The sequence below is a fragment of the Bradyrhizobium sp. Kon56 genome (assembly GCF_055807635.1).
Window position 1 is genome coordinate 18,667 of the sequence record NZ_JBVVOU010000032.1, and the last position, 18,791, is coordinate 37,457.

At 58.5% G+C, this 18,791-nt stretch carries 15 protein-coding genes; 8 read left to right on the top strand and 7 right to left on the bottom strand.

The features are described from left to right. Positions 1-420 precede the first annotated feature (420 nt). From AC0L3B_RS32530 to AC0L3B_RS32560, 7 genes are all read right to left on the bottom strand, one after another. Positions 421-744, bottom strand: coding sequence for a hypothetical protein (locus AC0L3B_RS32530; RefSeq protein WP_473381693.1), 324 nt, complete (start codon positions 742-744; stop codon positions 421-423). Positions 745-1,991: 1,247 nt separating this feature from the next. Further along, positions 1,992-3,020 carry an LLM class flavin-dependent oxidoreductase gene (locus AC0L3B_RS32535; RefSeq protein WP_473381694.1) on the bottom strand — a complete coding sequence of 343 codons (1,029 nt, stop codon included), beginning with the start codon at positions 3,018-3,020 and terminating at the stop codon, positions 1,992-1,994. A 215-nt stretch (positions 3,021-3,235) separates the two neighbouring features. After that, entirely contained in the window at positions 3,236-4,312 is a 1,077-nt protein-coding gene (hisC, locus tag AC0L3B_RS32540) for a histidinol-phosphate transaminase (protein ID WP_473381711.1), read from the bottom strand. A 674-nt stretch (positions 4,313-4,986) separates the two neighbouring features. After that, positions 4,987-6,099 (bottom strand): branched-chain amino acid ABC transporter substrate-binding protein, encoded by a 1,113-nt coding sequence (locus AC0L3B_RS32545; protein WP_473381695.1) that lies wholly within the window; start codon positions 6,097-6,099, stop codon positions 4,987-4,989. A 649-nt stretch (positions 6,100-6,748) separates the two neighbouring features. After that, a complete protein-coding gene (locus tag AC0L3B_RS32550; protein WP_259219154.1) occupies positions 6,749-7,468 on the bottom strand; it encodes a MerR family transcriptional regulator in 720 nt (239 codons plus the stop codon). Positions 7,469-7,583: 115 nt separating this feature from the next. Then, positions 7,584-7,787 (bottom strand): hypothetical protein, encoded by a 204-nt coding sequence (locus AC0L3B_RS32555; RefSeq protein ID WP_204513560.1) that lies wholly within the window; start codon positions 7,785-7,787, stop codon positions 7,584-7,586. A 2,271-nt stretch (positions 7,788-10,058) separates the two neighbouring features. Next, positions 10,059-11,003, bottom strand: coding sequence for a LysR family transcriptional regulator (locus tag AC0L3B_RS32560; RefSeq protein ID WP_473381696.1), 945 nt, complete (start codon positions 11,001-11,003; stop codon positions 10,059-10,061). A gap of 465 nt (positions 11,004-11,468) precedes the next feature. On the opposite strand from AC0L3B_RS32560, the gene AC0L3B_RS32565 reads away from it, so the two are divergent. From AC0L3B_RS32565 to AC0L3B_RS32600, 8 genes are read left to right on the top strand one after another with little or no spacing between them, the layout of a single operon-like run. After that, positions 11,469-11,861, top strand: a complete 393-nt coding sequence (locus tag AC0L3B_RS32565) for a response regulator transcription factor (RefSeq protein WP_473381697.1) — start codon at positions 11,469-11,471, stop codon at positions 11,859-11,861. Next, positions 11,858-12,490: a NodA family N-acyltransferase gene (locus AC0L3B_RS32570; RefSeq protein ID WP_473297740.1), complete on the top strand. Its 633-nt coding sequence runs from the start codon at positions 11,858-11,860 to the stop codon at positions 12,488-12,490. The genes AC0L3B_RS32565 and AC0L3B_RS32570 overlap by 4 nt, the downstream gene beginning before the upstream one ends. Beyond that, positions 12,487-13,146, top strand: coding sequence for a chitooligosaccharide deacetylase NodB (gene nodB, locus AC0L3B_RS32575; RefSeq protein ID WP_473381698.1), 660 nt, complete (start codon positions 12,487-12,489; stop codon positions 13,144-13,146). The genes AC0L3B_RS32570 and nodB overlap by 4 nt, the downstream gene beginning before the upstream one ends. A 14-nt stretch (positions 13,147-13,160) precedes the next feature. Then, positions 13,161-14,519, top strand: a complete 1,359-nt coding sequence (nodC, locus tag AC0L3B_RS32580) for a chitooligosaccharide synthase NodC (RefSeq protein ID WP_473381699.1) — start codon at positions 13,161-13,163, stop codon at positions 14,517-14,519. A gap of 23 nt (positions 14,520-14,542) precedes the next feature. Then, positions 14,543-15,172 (top strand): nodulation methyltransferase NodS, encoded by a 630-nt coding sequence (nodS, locus tag AC0L3B_RS32585; protein ID WP_085359109.1) that lies wholly within the window; start codon positions 14,543-14,545, stop codon positions 15,170-15,172. Positions 15,173-15,183: 11 nt separating this feature from the next. After that, positions 15,184-16,896 (top strand): nodulation protein NodU, encoded by a 1,713-nt coding sequence (gene nodU, locus AC0L3B_RS32590; protein ID WP_473381700.1) that lies wholly within the window; start codon positions 15,184-15,186, stop codon positions 16,894-16,896. A gap of 4 nt (positions 16,897-16,900) precedes the next feature. Continuing rightward, positions 16,901-17,815: a nodulation factor ABC transporter ATP-binding protein NodI gene (nodI, locus tag AC0L3B_RS32595; protein WP_085394320.1), complete on the top strand. Its 915-nt coding sequence runs from the start codon at positions 16,901-16,903 to the stop codon at positions 17,813-17,815. Between the two features lie 3 nt (positions 17,816-17,818). Further along, positions 17,819-18,607, top strand: coding sequence for an ABC transporter permease (locus AC0L3B_RS32600; protein WP_473381701.1), 789 nt, complete (start codon positions 17,819-17,821; stop codon positions 18,605-18,607). The last annotated feature ends 184 nt before the right edge of the window (positions 18,608-18,791 follow it).

An 18,791-nucleotide genomic window follows, 5' to 3' on the forward strand; every position in this document is an offset into this window, starting at 1 on the left:
CGCCATCGGTGGTTGACTAGTTGGCCGCCGCTAGGTGGCTTCTCCCTCGTTCCTACAACGTGACGCTACGTCCGATTCAAGTCCCACTCCACCCAGAATGCATTCTCACTCGAGGTGGCCTGCAGCAGCAGTGTGGGCGAGCCCGGCACATCCTGTCGATGCGCGGAACAGCCCACGCCGTGATCGTTGCAGGAAGCGCCGTTCGTTAGTGATGCTACGTGTGGTTGTCATGGATCTTCGACTCTACCGGCGGCATTTCCCCACCGCCCCGGGCCGCAACGGAGAAGACCTTCCGTCGGAACTGTAAACGTGGACGAGACTAGAGATCTCACTGCGCAGTCGGCGTGCTGTTACGACGCCTGGACTATTTGCGTCGCGGCAGCCGCAGGCGGTCGCATCGCAGTACAAGGGATGCTGCATTTATCCTCTGAGATCTCGGCCAAGAGGATCGTGAGTGCGGCGCGGTTCGCTGGTCAAGAACATTTTCGTTGCAGAATCGAGCGACCTGTATGCTCGGTCGCGAACCGCCTGCGACGAATCAGGAGTCGCGTCGATCGCGGCGCGCGCGTCGCTCATAATCTTATGCTTTGCGAAAACAAGCTTCGCGTCAAGCATTACATGAAGCGTCTCTCGAACATCAGGTAAGATCAAGCTGTCGCCATCGATCAATTCTCGCAGTTTCCAAAACATGCGCTCGGCTGCTACCAATGACCCGAGGACTGACATCAGTCTTGGCGACATCATGGACCATCTCCTTCTCCGCCCATATTCTCGCGACCATCCCAGCGAAATCAGATGTGCCTCCGCTTGGCACCGTCGCGCCAGCCGCCTGCTGAAACGCAGTGACTGGGATACAATTTTCCTGCTACGCCTCGCGGGCGTGTGACGCCGCCTGCTCAAGGGAGCTCGCAAACCGTGCGATTTGCGAGCAAAGGCATTTATTTTTCCCCTGCTCCCCGGGGCCGCATTGGGGCGCATGCGCGGGCTCACTACCAAGACCGACATCGAGGGTAGTTCTGATTGCCACAATGCGGCCAGCGCGCATCGGAGTTGGACTTCTCCCGCCAGGCTCTATGCTTCTCCGCTTGTTCACTGGGATCGCTCTGTTAACCGGGCGAAATTGACTGACTGAACCCGGTCACGCAAAGGTGGTTATTCGATCTCCCGCCGCTCGGCGCGCCCGCGCGCTTGTGATTGCATGAGTGCATCGAGATCGAGCCTCCCGATCTAGCGCGATGGTGTGTCGGTCGCGCGCTACCTTGAGCTCGATCGATTGTTGCCACCCCATCGGCTGCTTAAACGCACATGCCGTTTCCTTGTGCCGGATCCGTATCTCGGACTGATTCATCCGTCTCTCTTACTCTTCTCATCACTGCACGGCTATGCTGTGCAAACCGTGCATTTCACCCACCAGCGGCCACCGCGCTTCTCCGCGCGCAACTTGCCGCGGCGAATCCGAGAGAGCACAGCTTCGGGGCTTATGTGGTTCATCGCTGCGAACCGCTGAACAGTGAGGTCGTCCTTATGCAGAAATGGAGGGGTGCTAATGCCGTGCGCAGCCAGCAGAATGCGCAGCGAAGCCAACTCCGCGAGCACGATCTCAAGTTTACGCGCGATCTCCTCCGTCTGGTCGGAGCGCTGCCGGGACCTCGTCACGAGCGGCTCGCTGGGGCGATAAGCCACACCCTGGATTTGTGTCGAACGCGATCGGCGAACTGGCGCGCGAAAGCGGGATCAGCGTGAGCTAACTCAGCTGTCCAAGCGAGCCGCTGTTGGGGCAATGCCAACGTACGCAACAAGAGAGTCAAACCAGTTACTGCCGTTAAGCGTCCTGTCTGGTGATGTATTTGAAAGGATCTCATGCGCGTCAAAGACACTTGAACCGTAAGAGTGGCCTGAACGATGCATCCAGCTGCGGGACCATCGGTCTTGGTGTTGCCATTTGTTGCTAGGTCAAGAGCGAACCTATGGAATCGTAGTTGGGGTTACCATCAGTGCTGGGCCGCTATGAGCTCGGAGTGAATCGCAGTTGCTGTGTTGAGGCAGGCATCCAGTGACAGAGATCCGAAGGCGACCTGACAAAGGAGATAGTTGGCGCCTGCTTCTTCCACATGATCGAGAAGAGTTTGGCGCACCGAAGCGCGCGTGCCGACAACGCACAGTTCACTCTCAATTGCGGCATCCAATGTCCGGGGCAGGTTGGACGGAGGCGGGATGTCATTGAGGTCGTACAGGAACTTAAAGCTGTTGAGCCATGTTTCGTAGGCTGGCGCCGCGAGGGAGCGGGCGACTTCTTCAGAACTGGAAATTACGACCATGCGGAGCAATGCGAGAAATGGTGCTGCGCCGCTGGCAACACCCTTCGCCTCTCCATTAGCGCGATAGACATCGGTTATCTTGCGAACGGCAGAAGAGGGGCCCATGCATGCGAGATTGGCGCCAATTGCCGCAGCCCAGCGGGCTGAATCTGGCCGATTTGTTGCAATCCACGTCGGGGGACAAGGATGCTGGTGAGGTGAAAGCGTCAAAGGGACGTCGCTCAGCGTAAAATGCTGCCCTTCGTATGTGAGCGGGCCGCCATTCATTGCCCCAACGAAGATTTGAGAAGCTTCCTCGTAACGGCTCGAGGCGACATCGGCTCCAACGCCAAAATAGCTCAGTTCGATCGGCAGAGAGCCGCGACCAAGGCCGACCTCAACCCTGCCGCCGCTCAGGTGATCCAACATGCAGATCTCCTCGAATGCACGCAGCGGGTGATAGAGGTTGAGCAGCATGACCAAAGGACCGACGCGAAGTCGCCGTGTGCGCTGTATGACGCTTGACAGAAACAAATTCGGCGACGGACCCAGTCCATGCGGAGTGCAATGATGCTCCGCCAGATGATAGGCATAGAAACCGAGCCGGTCGTAGGCCTCCGCTAGGGAAAGGCGGTCAGCGTATTGCCGGGTGATATCGCGGCCGTCCTCGTCAAGATGATCAAAGATGCCGCAGGTCAGGTTTGAGGGAACAACGTTTCTCACTCAGTTATCTCCTATATAGACAGGACCGGAGTCCGCCGGGTTCGGGAGTGCAAGAGGCGCTCGATGGCAATGCGCTGTATTATTGCGAAGCCGTTCACAAGGGTCGTAATGCGGCGACTGGAGAAAAACGGACTCAGGGCTGCGTCGCGAAGCTGCATCATGTGTGGGTCCGGATCGATTGCGACCGAGATCTTTGACACGAATGGAACGGACCACTAGCCACGACATCCCACTTTCCTAAGAATGCTGCCGACGGCTGCAAGAAACGCATCCATCTGGCGCTTTGTACCGATGCTAACCCGAATGCACTCTTCCAGGCCGGCATCCGGAAAGAAGGCAACAAGGACTCTCTGGTCTTGCAACGCCGCCTGCCACCATCGGCCACCCTGGCCTACCGGCACACGGGCGAGGAGGAAGTTCGCGTGGGAAGGCGTTACAGAGAACCCAAATTCAGTGAGGGCGGCGGTTACGCGCTGGCGCTCAAGCCTGACGTGGCGATGGTTCTCCTCATAGGCGTCGCGATGCGCAAGGACGCTCATCCCCACGGCGTGAGCGACCACATTCATATTGAAGACATTCTGGATGTTGCGAAGCCTCCCGATCAGCTCGGGATGGCCGAAACCGAATCCGACGCGGATGCCAGCGGCGGAATAACTCTTGGAAAATGTGCGCAGGACCACAAGATTCGAATGTTGCTCAACGAGGCGTAGGCCGTCCTCAGGTGCGAAATCGACGTAAGCTTCGTCCAGTACGATCAATCGGTCAGATCGTGTAACGAGGCGTTCGATCTCGGCGAGCGGAACAAAGGTCCCGGTCGGATTGTTCGGATTGGCCAGCAGAATGAACTTGGCATGTTTAGCCGAACCGAAAAGCAGCTCGTCCATCGGCAAGCAGTCCGGTTCAGACCAGGGAATTTCAATGAAGCGGGCCCCTTGCAACATGGCAAGCTTGCGATTGAAGGAAAAACCCGGCGACATCATTGCGAGCTCGTCGCCCGGGGCAAGAAAGGCTCTGTAAATGAGGCTGAGCAGTTCAGACGATCCATTGCCAGCCATCACGCGATCAGTTGCAATGCCATAGGCAGCTGCGGCCGCTTGCCTCAAGCTGACATTGTCGTCTTCTGGATAGCGGTATTGCAGCTCGAGAGCTGCAATTGCGCTTCGCATCACGACGCCTGGCAAAGGAAAGGGGTTCTCGTTCGTGTTTAGTTTCACGCAATTGTTGTCGGTGGTGGGCCGCCCGGACGGTAGAGCATTCAATTCCCGAGCCACCGGTGAGAGCGCGGAAAGCATAGTCTGCAACTTTGCATCCAAAGCGGTGTCTCCCCTTTTTGTCCACGAGAGTAGTTGAGGGCGTTCGGCGAGCCTACGTGGGTGCGGGCGCTTTGTTCGGACCCGAGAAGCGCGAGGCCCGCGTGAATGTGAGTGTTGGGAGGCGGACTTGGCTCTAAGGGCCGTACCGGATCAGACTCCGTCTCAAGGTCCGAAAGCGATCAGCACGGATCAGGCGTCGCACGGCGTTTTCCGAGCCAATACCTGCTTCCAGGAAAGGGATGGAAGGCCACGTCCCTCGACCGAACAGTGCAGCTAACGATTGGCTCGAACTCGCGCAATCCGCAGACGGACTGCGCGTGACTGACATCGTTTCACGACGTACGTTCGTTCTAAAGAGGTCCTGACAGCTCACTCCCGAGAGCGAGGCGGGCATCAATTTCACTGGCTGGAAGAAGACACCGGTCTTCGTCGGCCTTACGAATGTGGATGTGATGCTCACTGCAGTGGCACCAGACGAATGGGAACGTACTCTTCGGGCGGCCCTGCGAGCGCGCACGATAGCTGTGATAGCATTGCTGCGAGGGTGAGAAATGCTGCGACTGCGGCGATTGCGAGGCACGTGAGGAGCGCGTAATCGATATATCGAGGATGGTTCATCATTCGAACGCTTCGTACGGTGTTGGCACGGGCGGTCAGTTCTGCTCGACCGCTTCGACGGTATTGTCGCGCCAGCGGTAAACGATGAAGCCAGGAGCGGCATTGTCTCCCTTGGAGTCGAATCTAACAGTGCCAATAGCCGTGTCGATTGACTCGGAGCGGAGGGCCGCAGCGACCCGCATAGCATCGAAGGTGCCGGCCCGTTTGACGGAGTCGGCCCATGCTTGAACCGCGGCATAAGCGTAGAGCGTGTAACCTGCGGCGGTTAGGCTCGAACCCTTGAGCTTGGCGACAGCAGCTGCGCCTGCAGCATTCTTCGTCGGGTCCGGCATAAAGGTAAAGAGCGTGCCGTTAGCGGCCTCGCCGGCAATGGCCCAAAAGTCGGTTGTCATCAGCGGATCGTTGGCGATCACGGTCAGACGTGCGCCCGCCTCCGCGGCTTGACGCACGATCAGGCCGATCTCGTTGTAATAGCCGCCGATATAGACGAGCTGGATTCCCTCTCGCTTCAGTCGCGAAACGAGAGCGGTATAATCCTTCTCGCCTGCAACGTAGCTTTGTCGAACAGGATGCTCGCCGGCTGCACGAAGGCGCGATTCAACGATATCGGCGATACCCCTGCCTGCTGTGCTCTTGTCGTCGAGGACTGCGAGCTTTGCACCTTGGTGATGCCGCGCGATGTATTCGGCGGCAACTCTGCCTTGCTGGTCATCGCGGCCGCAAATCCGAAACAGGGTCGTTAGGCCACGCTCTGTCAGACGGGGATTGGTGGACCCAGGTGAAATCTGAATTACCTCGGCTTCGGCGTATATGTCTGAAGCCGGAATCGACGAAGATGAACAGAAGTGACCAACGACGAGCATGATTCCGTCAGTTGTCAGGCGATTGGCAACAGCGACAGCCTGCTTGGGATCGCATGCGTCGTCGGCGATTCTCAATATGAGCCTTGTGTCAGGCAGCAGACCCGAAGCATTTATCGAATCCACAGCTGCGGCCGCTCCATCGCGTATCTGCGCGCCGAGCGCCGCAGTGCTTCCCGTCATCGGACCCGCTATGGCAATGTAAACATCTTTTGCCCTGGCGCTCGAGCTCAGGGCCACGGAAAGGAGCGCGGCAGCTGCAAGCCTGTGAATGCGAAGGATCGTCATATATGACTCCCGTTGTCTCGCGAGACGACTTGGTCTGCTTCGCCATTCTGGTATGACGCGGCGGCCAACAATCTGGCGCAATGATGTTTGGATCGAACTCAGGTTGCGTACGAATAGGCTCAGGTTGTTGTCAGGTTAGGCCATAAGCTTCGGGCGGGCACGGACGAGCAGACGTTCCGACATTGGTCAGGAGAAGCGGTCGTCTAGGGGCTGACAGGACCAATATCGAACATTCTGCTGATACCCGGTAGATTCGCCAGTCTCCCGTGCTCGACAGGCGTGTGCCGAGGAGGCGCTTGGAAGGCGCGTACGACCATCCATCGACTTGTTCTCGTCGAGAACTCTCACCGAGAACTTCCGAAACTAATGCCGATCATTGGAGTCTCCCTCGGTTTAACCGGCGCTCTGTCTGTCGCCCCGTCGCTGCGTCGATGCTTTAGAAGGTACAATGTGACGCTACGTACGAATCAAGTACTTCGAAGCGTGCTCGTTGGGGTTGATTGCCAAAGATCGACAGAGCGAAAGACCCAACCGACAACGCAGAGTCCGAGGCGACTGCTAGGGACAAACCATCCGCGGTCAGACAGGATCACCATCACCTCATCCGGTTTAGAGACATTTCAGTAATAGGGCGTCGCAACGGGTGCGCTCAACTCTTTCCCAGCTGGTCCTCCAGCGCGGCGAGGGCGAGATCGAGGTATCGCATGAGGCTCGCATCCCAGCCGGCGAGATTGTGTGGTTCGGTCAATCGCGTTAGCACCTTAAGTATCATCGAGACAGTCGAATCAACTCCTGCGATCTCAGTCAGCAGCGAACGGGCCTGACGCGCGATTGCATTTGCCCGCTCGCAGCACGGAGGCTCACGCTGGTCCATGCAGCTTCGCAGCTCGTCCCGGATCTTTCGCCACCGATCTTCGCGGCTAGCGTTAGAGGCGCACGTGCAGATGGCAGAGGGGGTACGCTCCTCAATCCGCGACATGGCATCTAGCGTCGCCGGCAGCTCGTCGACACTGACTTCTGTCTCACCTTGCGTCGTCATAGTGCGCAATCGATCCCGTAATAATGTCGCGCGCGCGACTTGAAGCTCAATCCGCTCCAGATGGTTTCGCAACAGGTCCGTGAGAGATGTCCGCCCCTCGATCGCCTTGCGGATCTCAGGAAGCGAGAAGCCGAGCTCACGTAGAGCGCGAATCTGGGAGACGCGTTGTAGGCTTTCCCGATCGTACATGCGGTGACCGCCACAGGTACGTTCCGACACCGTCAATAACCCGGTATGTTCGTAATGATGCAGAGTGCGTACGGTTACACCGGTCGCCTCTGCAAGTTCTCCAATGCGCCATCGGCGCCGTCGTGGTATGGCGTTTGTCATGATCCTCAATTTGCAAGCCTACAACCTGACGTCACGTGAGAATCAAGTTATTTCAATGATCTAGATGATGCGTCTCTTGCTGCAGGCCCCAGAAGGTTAGAGTGCATGCCGGTGCTCAAGCGGCCGAGACAAGTGCAAGCATCAAGTGCGCGAGCGACGCCAATTCGTCCCTCGCCGCGCGTTGCATCACCAGTCTGGCGATCGCCACGCGATTCTCGCTGGTTCGCATGCATGACGGTAAAGACGCGATCGCTTGATCGAACAGCCTTCCCAAGCTCGCGAGATCATCCGGATCGTAGACTCCGCTCGGCGTTTCCAACAGAAACCTCCTTTGGTGATTGCACTCGCGCCGCACGTGACGAAGCCGTTTGGCTGTGGTGGGGCAAAAAGGAGACGGAGCGGCGACGTGCGTGAAAGAATGTGACAGGTGCGTCCACGTGATGCCGTTGTGCAACATGGCGTTTGCTTCCTCTGCCCGACAGTGCGCTAACCCAAAGTGTGCAATGTCTCCTGATCCTGCAGCAGCGGTGGCTATTCTGCGGCCTGATCATCAGGAAAGCGAAAGCATGTGCGTGACAGCCCGCTGAGACACTGCCTCCCGAAACGGCGAACCCAGACACAGCACTGATCTCATCGGATGGCTCTCTTTCAGTCGCAATCCTTGCCGTGACGTCTATCACCTCGGCGCGCGGTGCGGTTGATTGGGTTGATCATCGCGGATCAGTCGTGGCGCGGTGGCGGGCTTGGCGCCTAACAGCTTTTTCGATCGTCCGCTAGTCCTGTTGTGGCACTGTGGGCTCAAAGGCGTTGCTCGCGTGATCGCTGCCCAGGTTTTGAGTGCCGGAAGAATGACGGCTGCTCTTCAACGGCGCAGGTCCGCCGCCGTGAACGTCGGGAGTATGACGGAAGGCGAGCTCAAGCCATTCCTGAAGGCATCATCTCAACGCAGGTGCACCTCAAGCGTCTGGCAAAACGTTGCTCGCAATTAAGGACCGGGTCTCGAACGATCGTGCCATATCCGTTGCATGTGGCGGCACTCAAACGCGTCTAGGGGCGCCCCAGGCGCCACGCGCTCGCGCAAACACCTGACATAACTCGTGCAGCAATAACTTGCATGTTTAGGCGTGCGCCGGATCAGTGTCGCGGAGCGCGTACATCGGACAGCGTCGGGAGATGCAATGCACTCGAAGTGCAAAGATCCGTAGCGGCTTTGCCTCTGTACAATCACTTGGCGAACCGCTGGCCGCCTCGCTATACGGGTCCGCAATAGCAAGAGACGATGCTACAGTGTGGTTGAGAGTTTGATGCACGTCTTAAGGCCATGCTCAAGTCGAAGCTACTCCAAAATCTGGGGGGCCACTGTCTGGCGGAGTCGCAGCAAATATCCCATCGAACACAAGGCTCAAGCGCGATCTGTCGCGGTATTGGCTTGCTCGTGCGACCGCTCACACCTCAATTCCAGCCTCTAACAGTATCGCTTTGGCATGCGCGCTGGACATAGATGCTTCGGGTAAGATAGGCAAATTATCTTGCCGCAGCAAAGGAGCCCTTCGGGGTCAGCGGTGCGAGGCAGCAGCTCGAGATGGACGGCGGTGGCGCGGTGTGAGTCATGCCGCGATCTTTCGAAAAACGCGATTGTCGCGACATCGGAAAGAAGGACCCGGCACCGATCATCCGATTTGGCTGGGGATGTCGGCCGAAATGATCGAAAGCTGGAGGAGGAGCAGGCTTGGCGAGTGGGAGCGGCGACCGCTTACGCGGCCGCACCTTGGCATAGTTGCGGTCCTCTCATCATGAACACTCCTCACCGCAACACGCGCGCCGCCGGAAAAGTGCCGCCAGCTGATGTCACTTGATCCGGGTTGATCCTGCGGTCTGCAAGCTTGCAGTTGCACTCGATCACGCGGCATCGCGCGCATCGAGAGGAAGATAAGCGCCGTCGAGAGAGGAATTGTTCCGAATTTCCATTGTGACATTGTGCAAAGACACGCAGTCTTCCCCGCCCATCCGGGTTTGCGCGAGCTGGCGGTTGGCTTTGGGGTGCGCGATCGTGGGCGGCGTTTGCGTTCAGCTTTCCTGTTGATTCGACCCGTACGAGCAGGAAGCGCCTCTGCCGGTCATCAGCCATTTGTATCTAGTGGCGCGCTTCGGGACTAACTCCATCGCTGTTGAAGGCAATGAGATCCACCAGTTCAGGCAAACAGCGATGCGGGTTCGCTACCAGGTGAAGCCTGCAACTTCGATCGCAGGTGCTGGCCTCGAACCTGACGCGGCGTGCGATTCAAGCGAGTTTGGTGCTGAGGCCGAACATTGTTCGCCGGACAGGCCACATAATTTTTGCGTACTCTGAAGCTGGTGCATGCACCTGTGATGCGGTCCCGTCCGAATCAGCGGAAAGTCCTTAGCCGCCAAGCGAGCTGTGTGATGCGCAGCATCGTCACGGCACCGCGAGTCAATCGGCTGCGACCCGACCAAACTACGCTTAAGCGCGCGTTTTTTCACTATGCCAAACGTCAATCAGAGGACCGGGGGTTTCGGGCCTGCCGTAAGTCCGGTTAGCGGGAGCAGGCCGCAACCGGCCCGAACAGTTCTAGGACGGGCCGTGACATTGGCTGATCTCGGACGGAGAGACCATCGTGGATGCCTGCTGCAAGAATATGTTGCGCAACCACATGCTTGCAGGATCAGTATTATGAATGGCGGGCCATTGGACGGCCTCTGTGAATGTGAGAAGTCGCAGGGGAGGTTCGAGAACCCGCAGCGGCATCGTCTGTGCGAAATGGCTGACCAATCTTGAGGGCATGCTCGCTATACGGTTGGTGCCCAATAACATAGGCGGAATCATGCCAAAACCCTGCACCGCGACCTCGGTGCGTATCTTGAAACCATGCTCGAGCAAGAGCCATTCGTGGAAGGAGGGCCTCAGGGAGCGCCCGAACTGGGCTTCCACGTGCCCGATCGAGATGTATTTCTCGAACGTGAGACGCGAAGCGAGCTGCTTGTTCATGGGACAGCCCACGCAGACGAAAGTGTCCTCGAACAGAGCCGCCTTCGGATGCGCGCTCGACATGAACATCTGCGGATACATGAGAAAATCGACTTCACCGCGCCGGAGAAGCTCATCAGGTTCCTCTGCGGGCGGCAGCAACTCGAAACTGATTGTTGGTGCTTCCCGCGCGACGCGGTCCACGACCCCTCGAAGAAACACGACAGTCATGAAGTCGGACAGGATGATCCTAAATCGCCGATTCGATTGAGACGGATCGAATCCGTCTGGAGAAATAATGGAGTGCTGAATGTGAGCGAGAGCCTCGCGAATCGGGGCTGCGAGCGCTTCAGCCCGCGGCGTTGGGACAAGCTTCCGTCCTTTCATGGTGAATAGCTCATCGCGAAAGTAAGTGCGAAGCCGCGCGACGGCGGCACTCATGGCAGGTTGACTGAGGTTGATGCTTCTTGCCGCCGTAGTGAGGTTGCCTTGCGTCACCAGGGCGTCGAACGCGACGAGGAGATTCAGATCAAGGCCCTTGAAACGCATAATCCGGAGCGATCCACGCTGTGAATGTGTTCTATCGATATAATCGATTTTACCATTTGTACCGAATGAGGATAGCAAACGCTAGTTTAGCGAGATGTCAGATCCATCAGAATGGTTACAAACCGTTGCGCGTCTCAGCCCAGCGCTAGGTATCAATCAAGACGTCTCGATCGAGCGGTCGCAGTTTCGCGCGTGTTGCGCAAGCCATATCGCCGTGAGCTAGAGCGATCGGAATCCGCAAAGTTGCGTGGGCGTATACGACGAGCAAACCATCGTATGGCTTCGCCAACCCATTCTATATCCACCGTGTACCGCCGTAGAATTGAGCGAACCCTCAACCAGGCCGTAGATTGCCGTCCGGTCGCACCCCTCCGGTTGCGGGTGCCAAATGTGCCTTGGTCGCATCCGATTGGATTGCGTCCTTGCGACGGTGAAATCGTGCGGAACATGCAAGCGAAGGCGTCCTTGGCGAATCTGATGAAAGTTGCGCACACGCGCGGTGTGGTCGCGATTGTGAATGCAGACCAGTCAGTGCGTGAAGATCTGACGGATATGGTGTTTTCCGCGGGTTACGTGCCTGAACCATTCGAGAGCGCAGAGGGGTTCTCGAAATCAGACCGCCGTTCGATCACGTCGTGCTTGATCGCGGACATGCACTTGAGCGCGATGAGTGGCCTCGAGCTCTTCGATCATCTGGTTGCATCCGGAGGCGCGATTCCTACCGTTCTGCTCACAGGCCACTCCGAACACGATGTGAGGCGAGGCCCTGGACTCCAGTTCATGAGCAAGCCTTTCGAAGGTAGCGAACTTCTGGCCTGCGTCAGGAGCCAGATAGCGAACAGGAATGACGCCCTATGAACATGATCGCGCCCGAATCCACACGAGGTGTTTCGGCGCGCCCTCCAGTCCGTTGGAGGTTGTGCTGGGAGAATGACCTTGAACTTGCTGACCATATTGAATTATCCGACTTCTTCCGGAAGACCTATGGTCCGACGGGGGAATTCAATGCAAAGCCCTTTGAAGGTCATCGAAGCTGGGCCGGCGCAAGGCCTGAAATTCGGGCAATCGGCTACGATGATCGTGGCGTTGCGATTCACATCGCGGCACTGCGCCGCTTCATAAAAATTGGTCAGACCGATCTGCTCGTGGCTGAACTCGGATTGTACGGGGTTCGCCCGGATCTGGAGGGGCTTGGAATAACCCACTCGATCCGAGCGATGTATCCCGTATTGCGAGATCTTGGCGTGCCGTTCGGCTTTGGCACGGTCCGAGCTGCCCTGCAGAAACATATTACCAGGCTGCTCGGGCGACAGGGATTGGCGACTGTTCTGCCAGGGCTCCGCGTCCGGTCCGCTCGTCCGGACATCTACCTCACTGTGCCTCCGACGCGTGTGGAGGACGTGGTCGGCCTCGTTCTGCCGATTGCGAGACCCATGAGCGAATGGCCGGCGGGTGACACGATCGAACGGAACGGGCCAGAACTGTGAGGTCCACAAACGACGCGACTGAAACGCGGAGCGACTACGCCGATGCCGGCGGAGAGCCTTGCGTCTATCTGAGCTTTGATGATGGTCCCAACCCGCTTTGCACGCCGGCTATCCTGGATGTTCTGGCGCAGCATCGGACGCCCGCCACCTTCTGCGTGATCGGTGCATACGCGGCGGCCCAGCCGCAGCTGATCCAGCGCATCATTGCAGAAGGGCACGAGGTCGCAAACCACACAATGACGCACCCGGACTTGGCCAAATGCATAGCGGATGAGGTGGAATACGAGATCCTCACGACGAATAAGGTCATTGGAATGGCCTGCCCCGGGGCCTCTGTGCGGCACATGCGTGCGCCGTACGGGATCTGGAGCAAGGAGGCCTTCGCCGTGTCGGCGAAGGCCGAACTGGCAGCCCTGCACTGGTCAGTCGACCCGCAAGACTGGTCGCGTCCCGGCGTCGAGGCGATTGTTGCCGCGGTGCTGGCCTCGGTCCGGCCGGGCGCAATCGTGCTCCTGCACGACGGATGCCCTCCCGACGAGTTGGGACGCTGCCCTCATGCTGGTCGGCGCGACCAGACCGTGACGGCGCTCGCCCAACTCATTCCAGCACTGCATGACCGTGGATTTGCAATCCGGTCGCTTCCTCAACCTCACTGAATAGATCGATTCCCATGAGCCTGCTTGCCACCATCAGCACCGCTGCTGTTGCCTCCTACGCGTTGCTCTCCAGCGTCCACAAGAGCGCGCAGGCGCTTTATGCGCTGCGAAGCGACGCTCCACTGCCGCCGTACGACCCGGTCGACGCCGATGCTCTGCCCAGCGTCGATGTCATCGTGCCCTGCTTCAACGAGGACCCGCGCACGCTGGCGGCCTGCCTGAAGTCTATCGCAAGTCAGGACTACCCAGGGCGATTGCAGGTCTACGTGGTCGACGACGGCTCGGCAAATGTCGGCGCAGTGGCCGCGGTCCACGCGAGCTACGCGTATGACCCGAGATTCACCGTCATTCTGCTGCCAAGCAATGTTGGAAAACGCAAGGCGCAGATCGCAGCGATTCGCCGCTCATTCGGCGATCTCGTGCTCAACGTCGACTCCGACACGGAAATCGACAGCGACGTGGTCAGCAAGCTCGTGCGCAAGATGCAGAATCCAGCCGTCGGCGCGGCCATGGGCCAATTGAAGGCCAGCAACCGAAACGACAGCTGGCTGACCCGATTGATCGACATGGAGTACTGGTTGGCTTGCAACGAGGAGCGCGCGGCGCAGACGCGGTTTGGTGCCGTCATGTGCTGCTGTGGGCCGTGCGCCATGTACCGGCGCTCCGCGCTGCTGTTGCTGCTCGAGCAATACGAGACGCAGTTCTTCCGGGGAAAACCCAGCGACTTCGGTGAGGACCGTCATCTGACCATCCTCATGCTCAAGGCAGGGTTCCGAACGGAGTACGTTCCGGACGCCATCGCCGCCACGGTGGTCCCGGACACGCTCTTGCCGTATCTGCGCCAACAGCTCCGCTGGGCGCGCAGCACCTACCGCGACACCCTGCTCGGTTTGCACCTGCTGCCCGGCCTCGACCGGTACCTCACGCTGGACGTGGTTGGACAGAACCTCGGCCCGCTGCTGCTCGCCATCTCATCGATTGCCGCGCTCGCTCAGCTCGCGCTCACGGGCACCGTGCCCTGGTGGACCGGTCTGACCATCGTCGCGATGACCCTGATTCGATGCAGCGTGGCAGCCCTGCGCGCCGGCGAGCTTCGATTTATCGGCTTCTCGCTGCACACCCCGATCAACATCTTCCTCCTGCTCCCGATGAAAGCCTATGCGCTCTGTACCTTGAGCAACAGCGATTGGCTCTCGCGCAAAATAGCGAAATCACCAGACGTTGATGAATCGAAGGGCTCGACCGAAGACGCGACAACTGGACCAAGCCTTAACCCCGGATCGGAAATGCCTGGCGCAATTCGCAGGGCAGGTCTTTCGCGCGCTCCATCGCAGCTGATCGCGCCGGATGGCATTGCGGCCGAGACTGAGTGAGCAGCTTTGTAGGAGATTAGGTCGTGAACGTGCACCAGACATATCAATCGTTGGAACGGGAGCTGTCTAATGAGGATCCGTGGCGGCTCGACGACAATCCGTTCGAACGTGAGCGTCACACCCAATTGCTCCGGCTGTCGCTGTCGAACAGCGCCGTCTCAAATGGCCTCGAAATCGGGTGCGCGGCCGGTGCGTTTACAGAGAAGCTTGCTCCTCACTGCAAACGGCTCACGGTCATCGATGTTATGCCGCGAGCGATCGGTCGAGCGGTCCAGCGGACCAAGAGGTGGTCGCATATCAGCTGGGCGGCGACTGACATTCTGCAGTTCTCGGCCGCAGAGCTGTTCGATCTGATCGTGGTCGCCGAAGTTCTCTATTATCTCGAAGACATGACACAAATGCGTACTGCAGTCGACAACATGGTCAAGATGCTTGCTCCGGGTGGGCATCTGGTCTTCGGATCTGCACGTGATGCGACCTGCAAGCGATGGGGGCATGTCGCAGGCGCCGAGACGGTCATCACGATTTTGACTGAAGCCCTCATTGAGGTCGAACGCGTGCAGTGCCAGGGGCAGTCGGCTGACGAAGACTGCCTTTTGGTCCGCTTTCGGAATCCGGAGCCATCTTTGATCCCACCCAACGGCCGAGGCTGAGAGGAGCCACTATGCGTATCTGCGGTATCAAGTTGACGCATGACGGGGCAGTCGCTCTGATTGAGGACGGGCGAGTGGTATTCTGCGTCGAGCAGGAGAAGCTGAACAATAATCCGCGTTATCAAACCATCGACAACCTGGATTCCGTTGTTAGCGCCTTGGCGGAGCACGGGCTCGATCCGAGCGATGTCGATCAGTTCGTCATTGATGGCTGGGATGGAGAGCTCGAATCCCAGTTTGAAGTCCTTAGTGGGACGACGACCGTCAAGCTCAAGGGCGCGCCGTATGTCGAACGCCAAGGCCATAGCCCCCTCGCGTCCCGCGATCGCATCGGCCTTATGCTTGATGGGAAACTATATCCGTATCAAAGCTATCCCCATGTCACCGGGCACGTAGCATCCGCATACTGCACCAGCTCGTTTGCCAAATCCGCACAATCTGCTTTCTGCTTGGTGTGGGACGGCTGCATGTTTCCGCGCCTCTACTATGTCGAGCCGCACGGGATTCGGTTCATCGAGTGCCTGTTTCCGATGATAGGCCACGCCTATGCGACGGCAGGACATCACTTTGGACCTTACAGGCGGGCAGACCGGACCAGCTGGGATCTCGGCATAGCCGGCAAGCTGATGGCCTATATCGCTCTCGGAGCTCCCGACGAGGAGATTATTAAGACGTTTCAGGAGCTTTATCAGGCGCACTTTGCCACGGATGCTGAGGGCGCTTCTCATAAGCTTGCACAGATCAACAGCTCACTATCACCACTTGAAGCTCTGCACGACTTCTTCGATGCGTGCGCACTGCGATTGAAGGCCAAGCAAGCCGAAGACATCCTTGCGTCATTTCACGTCTTTCTAGAGCGCCTGCTGGTTCGCACAATTGCTGATGTTGTGCAGCGACATTCGGATCTTGCGGGAGTGCGTAACCTCTGCATAGCCGGCGGCTGTGGCCTGAATATCAAGTGGAATAGTGCATTTCGTGCGACCGGCCTGTTCGACGACGTGTGGGTGCCGCCCTTTCCGAACGACAGTGGCTCAGCGATCGGTGCTGCTTGCTGTGCACTGGCGGCACAGCAAGGCTTTAGAGCTCTGGAATGGACGGTCTACAGTGGACCGGCCGTTCGTCCCAACGAAGTCCCGCCCGGATGGGACGGCGCGCCCTGCACTATGGGCGAACTTGCGGCAATCCTCGCGAGTGACAAGCCCGTGATCTTCCTTGCCGGGCGTGCCGAGCTCGGACCACGTGCGTTGGGTGGCAGAAGCATTCTCGCGGCTGCGAGCTGGGAGGGAATGAAAGACCATCTCAACGACGTCAAGCTTCGAGAGCATTTCAGGCCGGTAGCGCCGATATGCCTGGAGGATCGTGCGGCGGAGATTTTTAGCCCTGGAGTACCCGATCCGTACATGCTGTTCGATCACCAGACGCGACCGGAATGGCGGGACAAAATTCCCGCGGTCGTGCATCTCGATGGATCTGCTCGCCTACAGACGGTTTCCAGAACATCTCAGCATAAAGTGGTCGAGCTTCTCATCGAGTACGAGAAGCTCACAACCATCCCGCTGCTTTGCAATACCAGCGCCAATCTGCACGGACGCGGATTTTTCCCGGATGCTGCCGCCGCGTGCCAGTGGGGACGCGTCGATCACGTATGGTGTGACGGCCTGCTTTGGACAAAGAAGCACGTGACCCAGGACGCGGTGCGAACAACGTCCGTCGCGATCGCGTAAGCAAATGTCAACCCCGGCAATCGACCTTTTCGAGGTGAGCAAGTCCTACAAGGACCGGACCGTCGTGGACGCTCTTTCGTTTACGGTCTCGCCCGGAGAGTGCTTCGGTCTGCTGGGACCAAACGGCGCGGGTAAAAGTACGCTTGCGCGATTGATCCTGGGTGTTGCATCGCCCGACGCAGGTAAGATCCACGTGCTTGGCGAGCCGGTGCCGGCACGTGCGCCGTTGGCGCGTCGGGGCATCGGGGTTGTCCCCCAGTTCGACAACCTTGATCTTCAGCTCACGGTGCGCGAAAACTTGCTCGTTTTCGGTCGCTACTTCGCCATGAGCGCGACCGAGGTCAAAGCGGTCACGCCGTCACTGCTCGAATTCGCCCGCCTGGAGAACAAGGCGGACGCCCGCGTCGCGGAACTGTCCGGCGGCATGAAGCGGCGCCTGACGCTGGCACGGGCCCTCATTAACGACCCGCAGCTCTTGGTGCTTGACGAGCCGACGACTGGGCTCGATCCGCACGGCCGTCATCTCATCTGGGAACGCTTGCGCTGGCTATTAGCGCGCGGCAAAACAATTCTTCTCACCACTCATTTCATGGAAGAGGCGGAGCGATTGTGCGATCGCCTGTGCGTGCTTGAGCACGGCCGCAAAATCGCGGAAGGGCAGCCTCATGTCCTGATCGAGCAGCAGATCGGCTGCCAGGTGATCGAAATCTACGGTGGTAATCCCCATGAGCTGCTGCCGCTGGTCAGAACCACAGTGCAGCACGCCGAGGTGAGCGGGGAGACACTGTTCTGCTATGTCACTGATCCCGAGCAGGTGCGTCGCCGACTTGCCAGCCGTACGGATCTCCGCCTTCTGCAGCGTCCTCCAAATCTGGAGGATGTCTTCTTGCGGCTAACCGGGCGAGAGATGAAGGACTGAACGATGTGGCAACGTTTTGCGCCCGCGCTTCCTGCTAATCCATGGAACTGGATCGCGGTATGGCGCCGCAACTTTCTGGTCTGGCGGAAAGTCGCTCTGGCATCGATTCTTGGGAATCTGGCCGAGCCGATGAGCTCTCTGTTCGGTCTTGGTTTTGGCCTTGGAATGATCGTAGGTGGCGTTGAGGGGACTTCATACATCTCGTTTCTGGCAGCTGGGATGGTCGCCACAAGCGCAATGGTCTCCTCAACCTTTGAAACCATCTATGGGGCTTACGCTCGCATGCAGACAGGTTGCACGTGGGAGGCGGTGCTCTGTACGCCTCTTACGCTCGGCGACATTGTTCTAGGTGAAGTGGCATGGGCAGCGAGCAAGGCCTTGCTCGCCGGGACGGCGATCACGATTGTTGCGGTCGCGCTGGGGTATGCAGAGTGGTCGTCCATTCCCTATGCGTTACCAGCCATCGCCCTCACTGGCGTTGCTTTCGCGAGCCTCGCAATGATCGTTTCAGCTCTTGCACCGAGCCACGACTATTTCATCTTCTACCAATCACTTATCCTCACCCCCATGATGTATCTGAGTGGCGCGATCTTCCCAATCAGCCAGTTACCGGGTTCATTTCAACGCATAGCGGCCTTGTTGCCCCTGACACATTCGGTCGATCTCATTCGTCCAGCAATGCTCGGTCGGCCGGTCGACAGCGTCGGTTTGCATGTGGGCGCACTTTGCATCTGCGCGGCGTTGCCCTTCATCGTCTCGGCCGCGCTGCTTCGGCAACGCCTGATGCGGTAAGAGGAATAAGACCTAAAGCGAAGCGTCGCGTGTGCGAGATCAGACACCGGACGTAACGAATGTTCGATTCGCGGCCGACGCTTATATGAGCCTCGTTTCGTTGGCGATGACTGCGGCCCCGCGGCGACGTGCGGCCTACTCGCCAAGCGAGCGATACGAAATAGGTCAACAGACCTCTCAGAAT

Excerpts from the sequence above, each read along its gene's own strand:
- AC0L3B_RS32530 (WP_473381693.1), bottom strand. The coding sequence starts at position 744 with ATGATGTCGCCAAGACTGATGTCAGTCCTCGGGTCATTGGTAGCAGCC.
- hisC (WP_473381711.1), bottom strand. The coding sequence starts at position 4,312 with ATGCTTTCCGCGCTCTCACCGGTGGCTCGGGAATTGAATGCTCTACCG.
- AC0L3B_RS32545 (WP_473381695.1), bottom strand. The coding sequence starts at position 6,099 with ATGACGATCCTTCGCATTCACAGGCTTGCAGCTGCCGCGCTCCTTTCC.
- AC0L3B_RS32550 (WP_259219154.1), bottom strand. The coding sequence starts at position 7,468 with ATGACAAACGCCATACCACGACGGCGCCGATGGCGCATTGGAGAACTT.
- AC0L3B_RS32560 (WP_473381696.1), bottom strand. The coding sequence starts at position 11,003 with ATGCGTTTCAAGGGCCTTGATCTGAATCTCCTCGTCGCGTTCGACGCC.
- AC0L3B_RS32570 (WP_473297740.1), top strand. The coding sequence starts at position 11,858 with ATGAACATGATCGCGCCCGAATCCACACGAGGTGTTTCGGCGCGCCCT.
- nodC (WP_473381699.1), top strand. The coding sequence starts at position 13,161 with ATGAGCCTGCTTGCCACCATCAGCACCGCTGCTGTTGCCTCCTACGCG.
- nodU (WP_473381700.1), top strand. The coding sequence starts at position 15,184 with ATGCGTATCTGCGGTATCAAGTTGACGCATGACGGGGCAGTCGCTCTG.
- nodI (WP_085394320.1), top strand. The coding sequence starts at position 16,901 with ATGTCAACCCCGGCAATCGACCTTTTCGAGGTGAGCAAGTCCTACAAG.
- AC0L3B_RS32600 (WP_473381701.1), top strand. The coding sequence starts at position 17,819 with ATGTGGCAACGTTTTGCGCCCGCGCTTCCTGCTAATCCATGGAACTGG.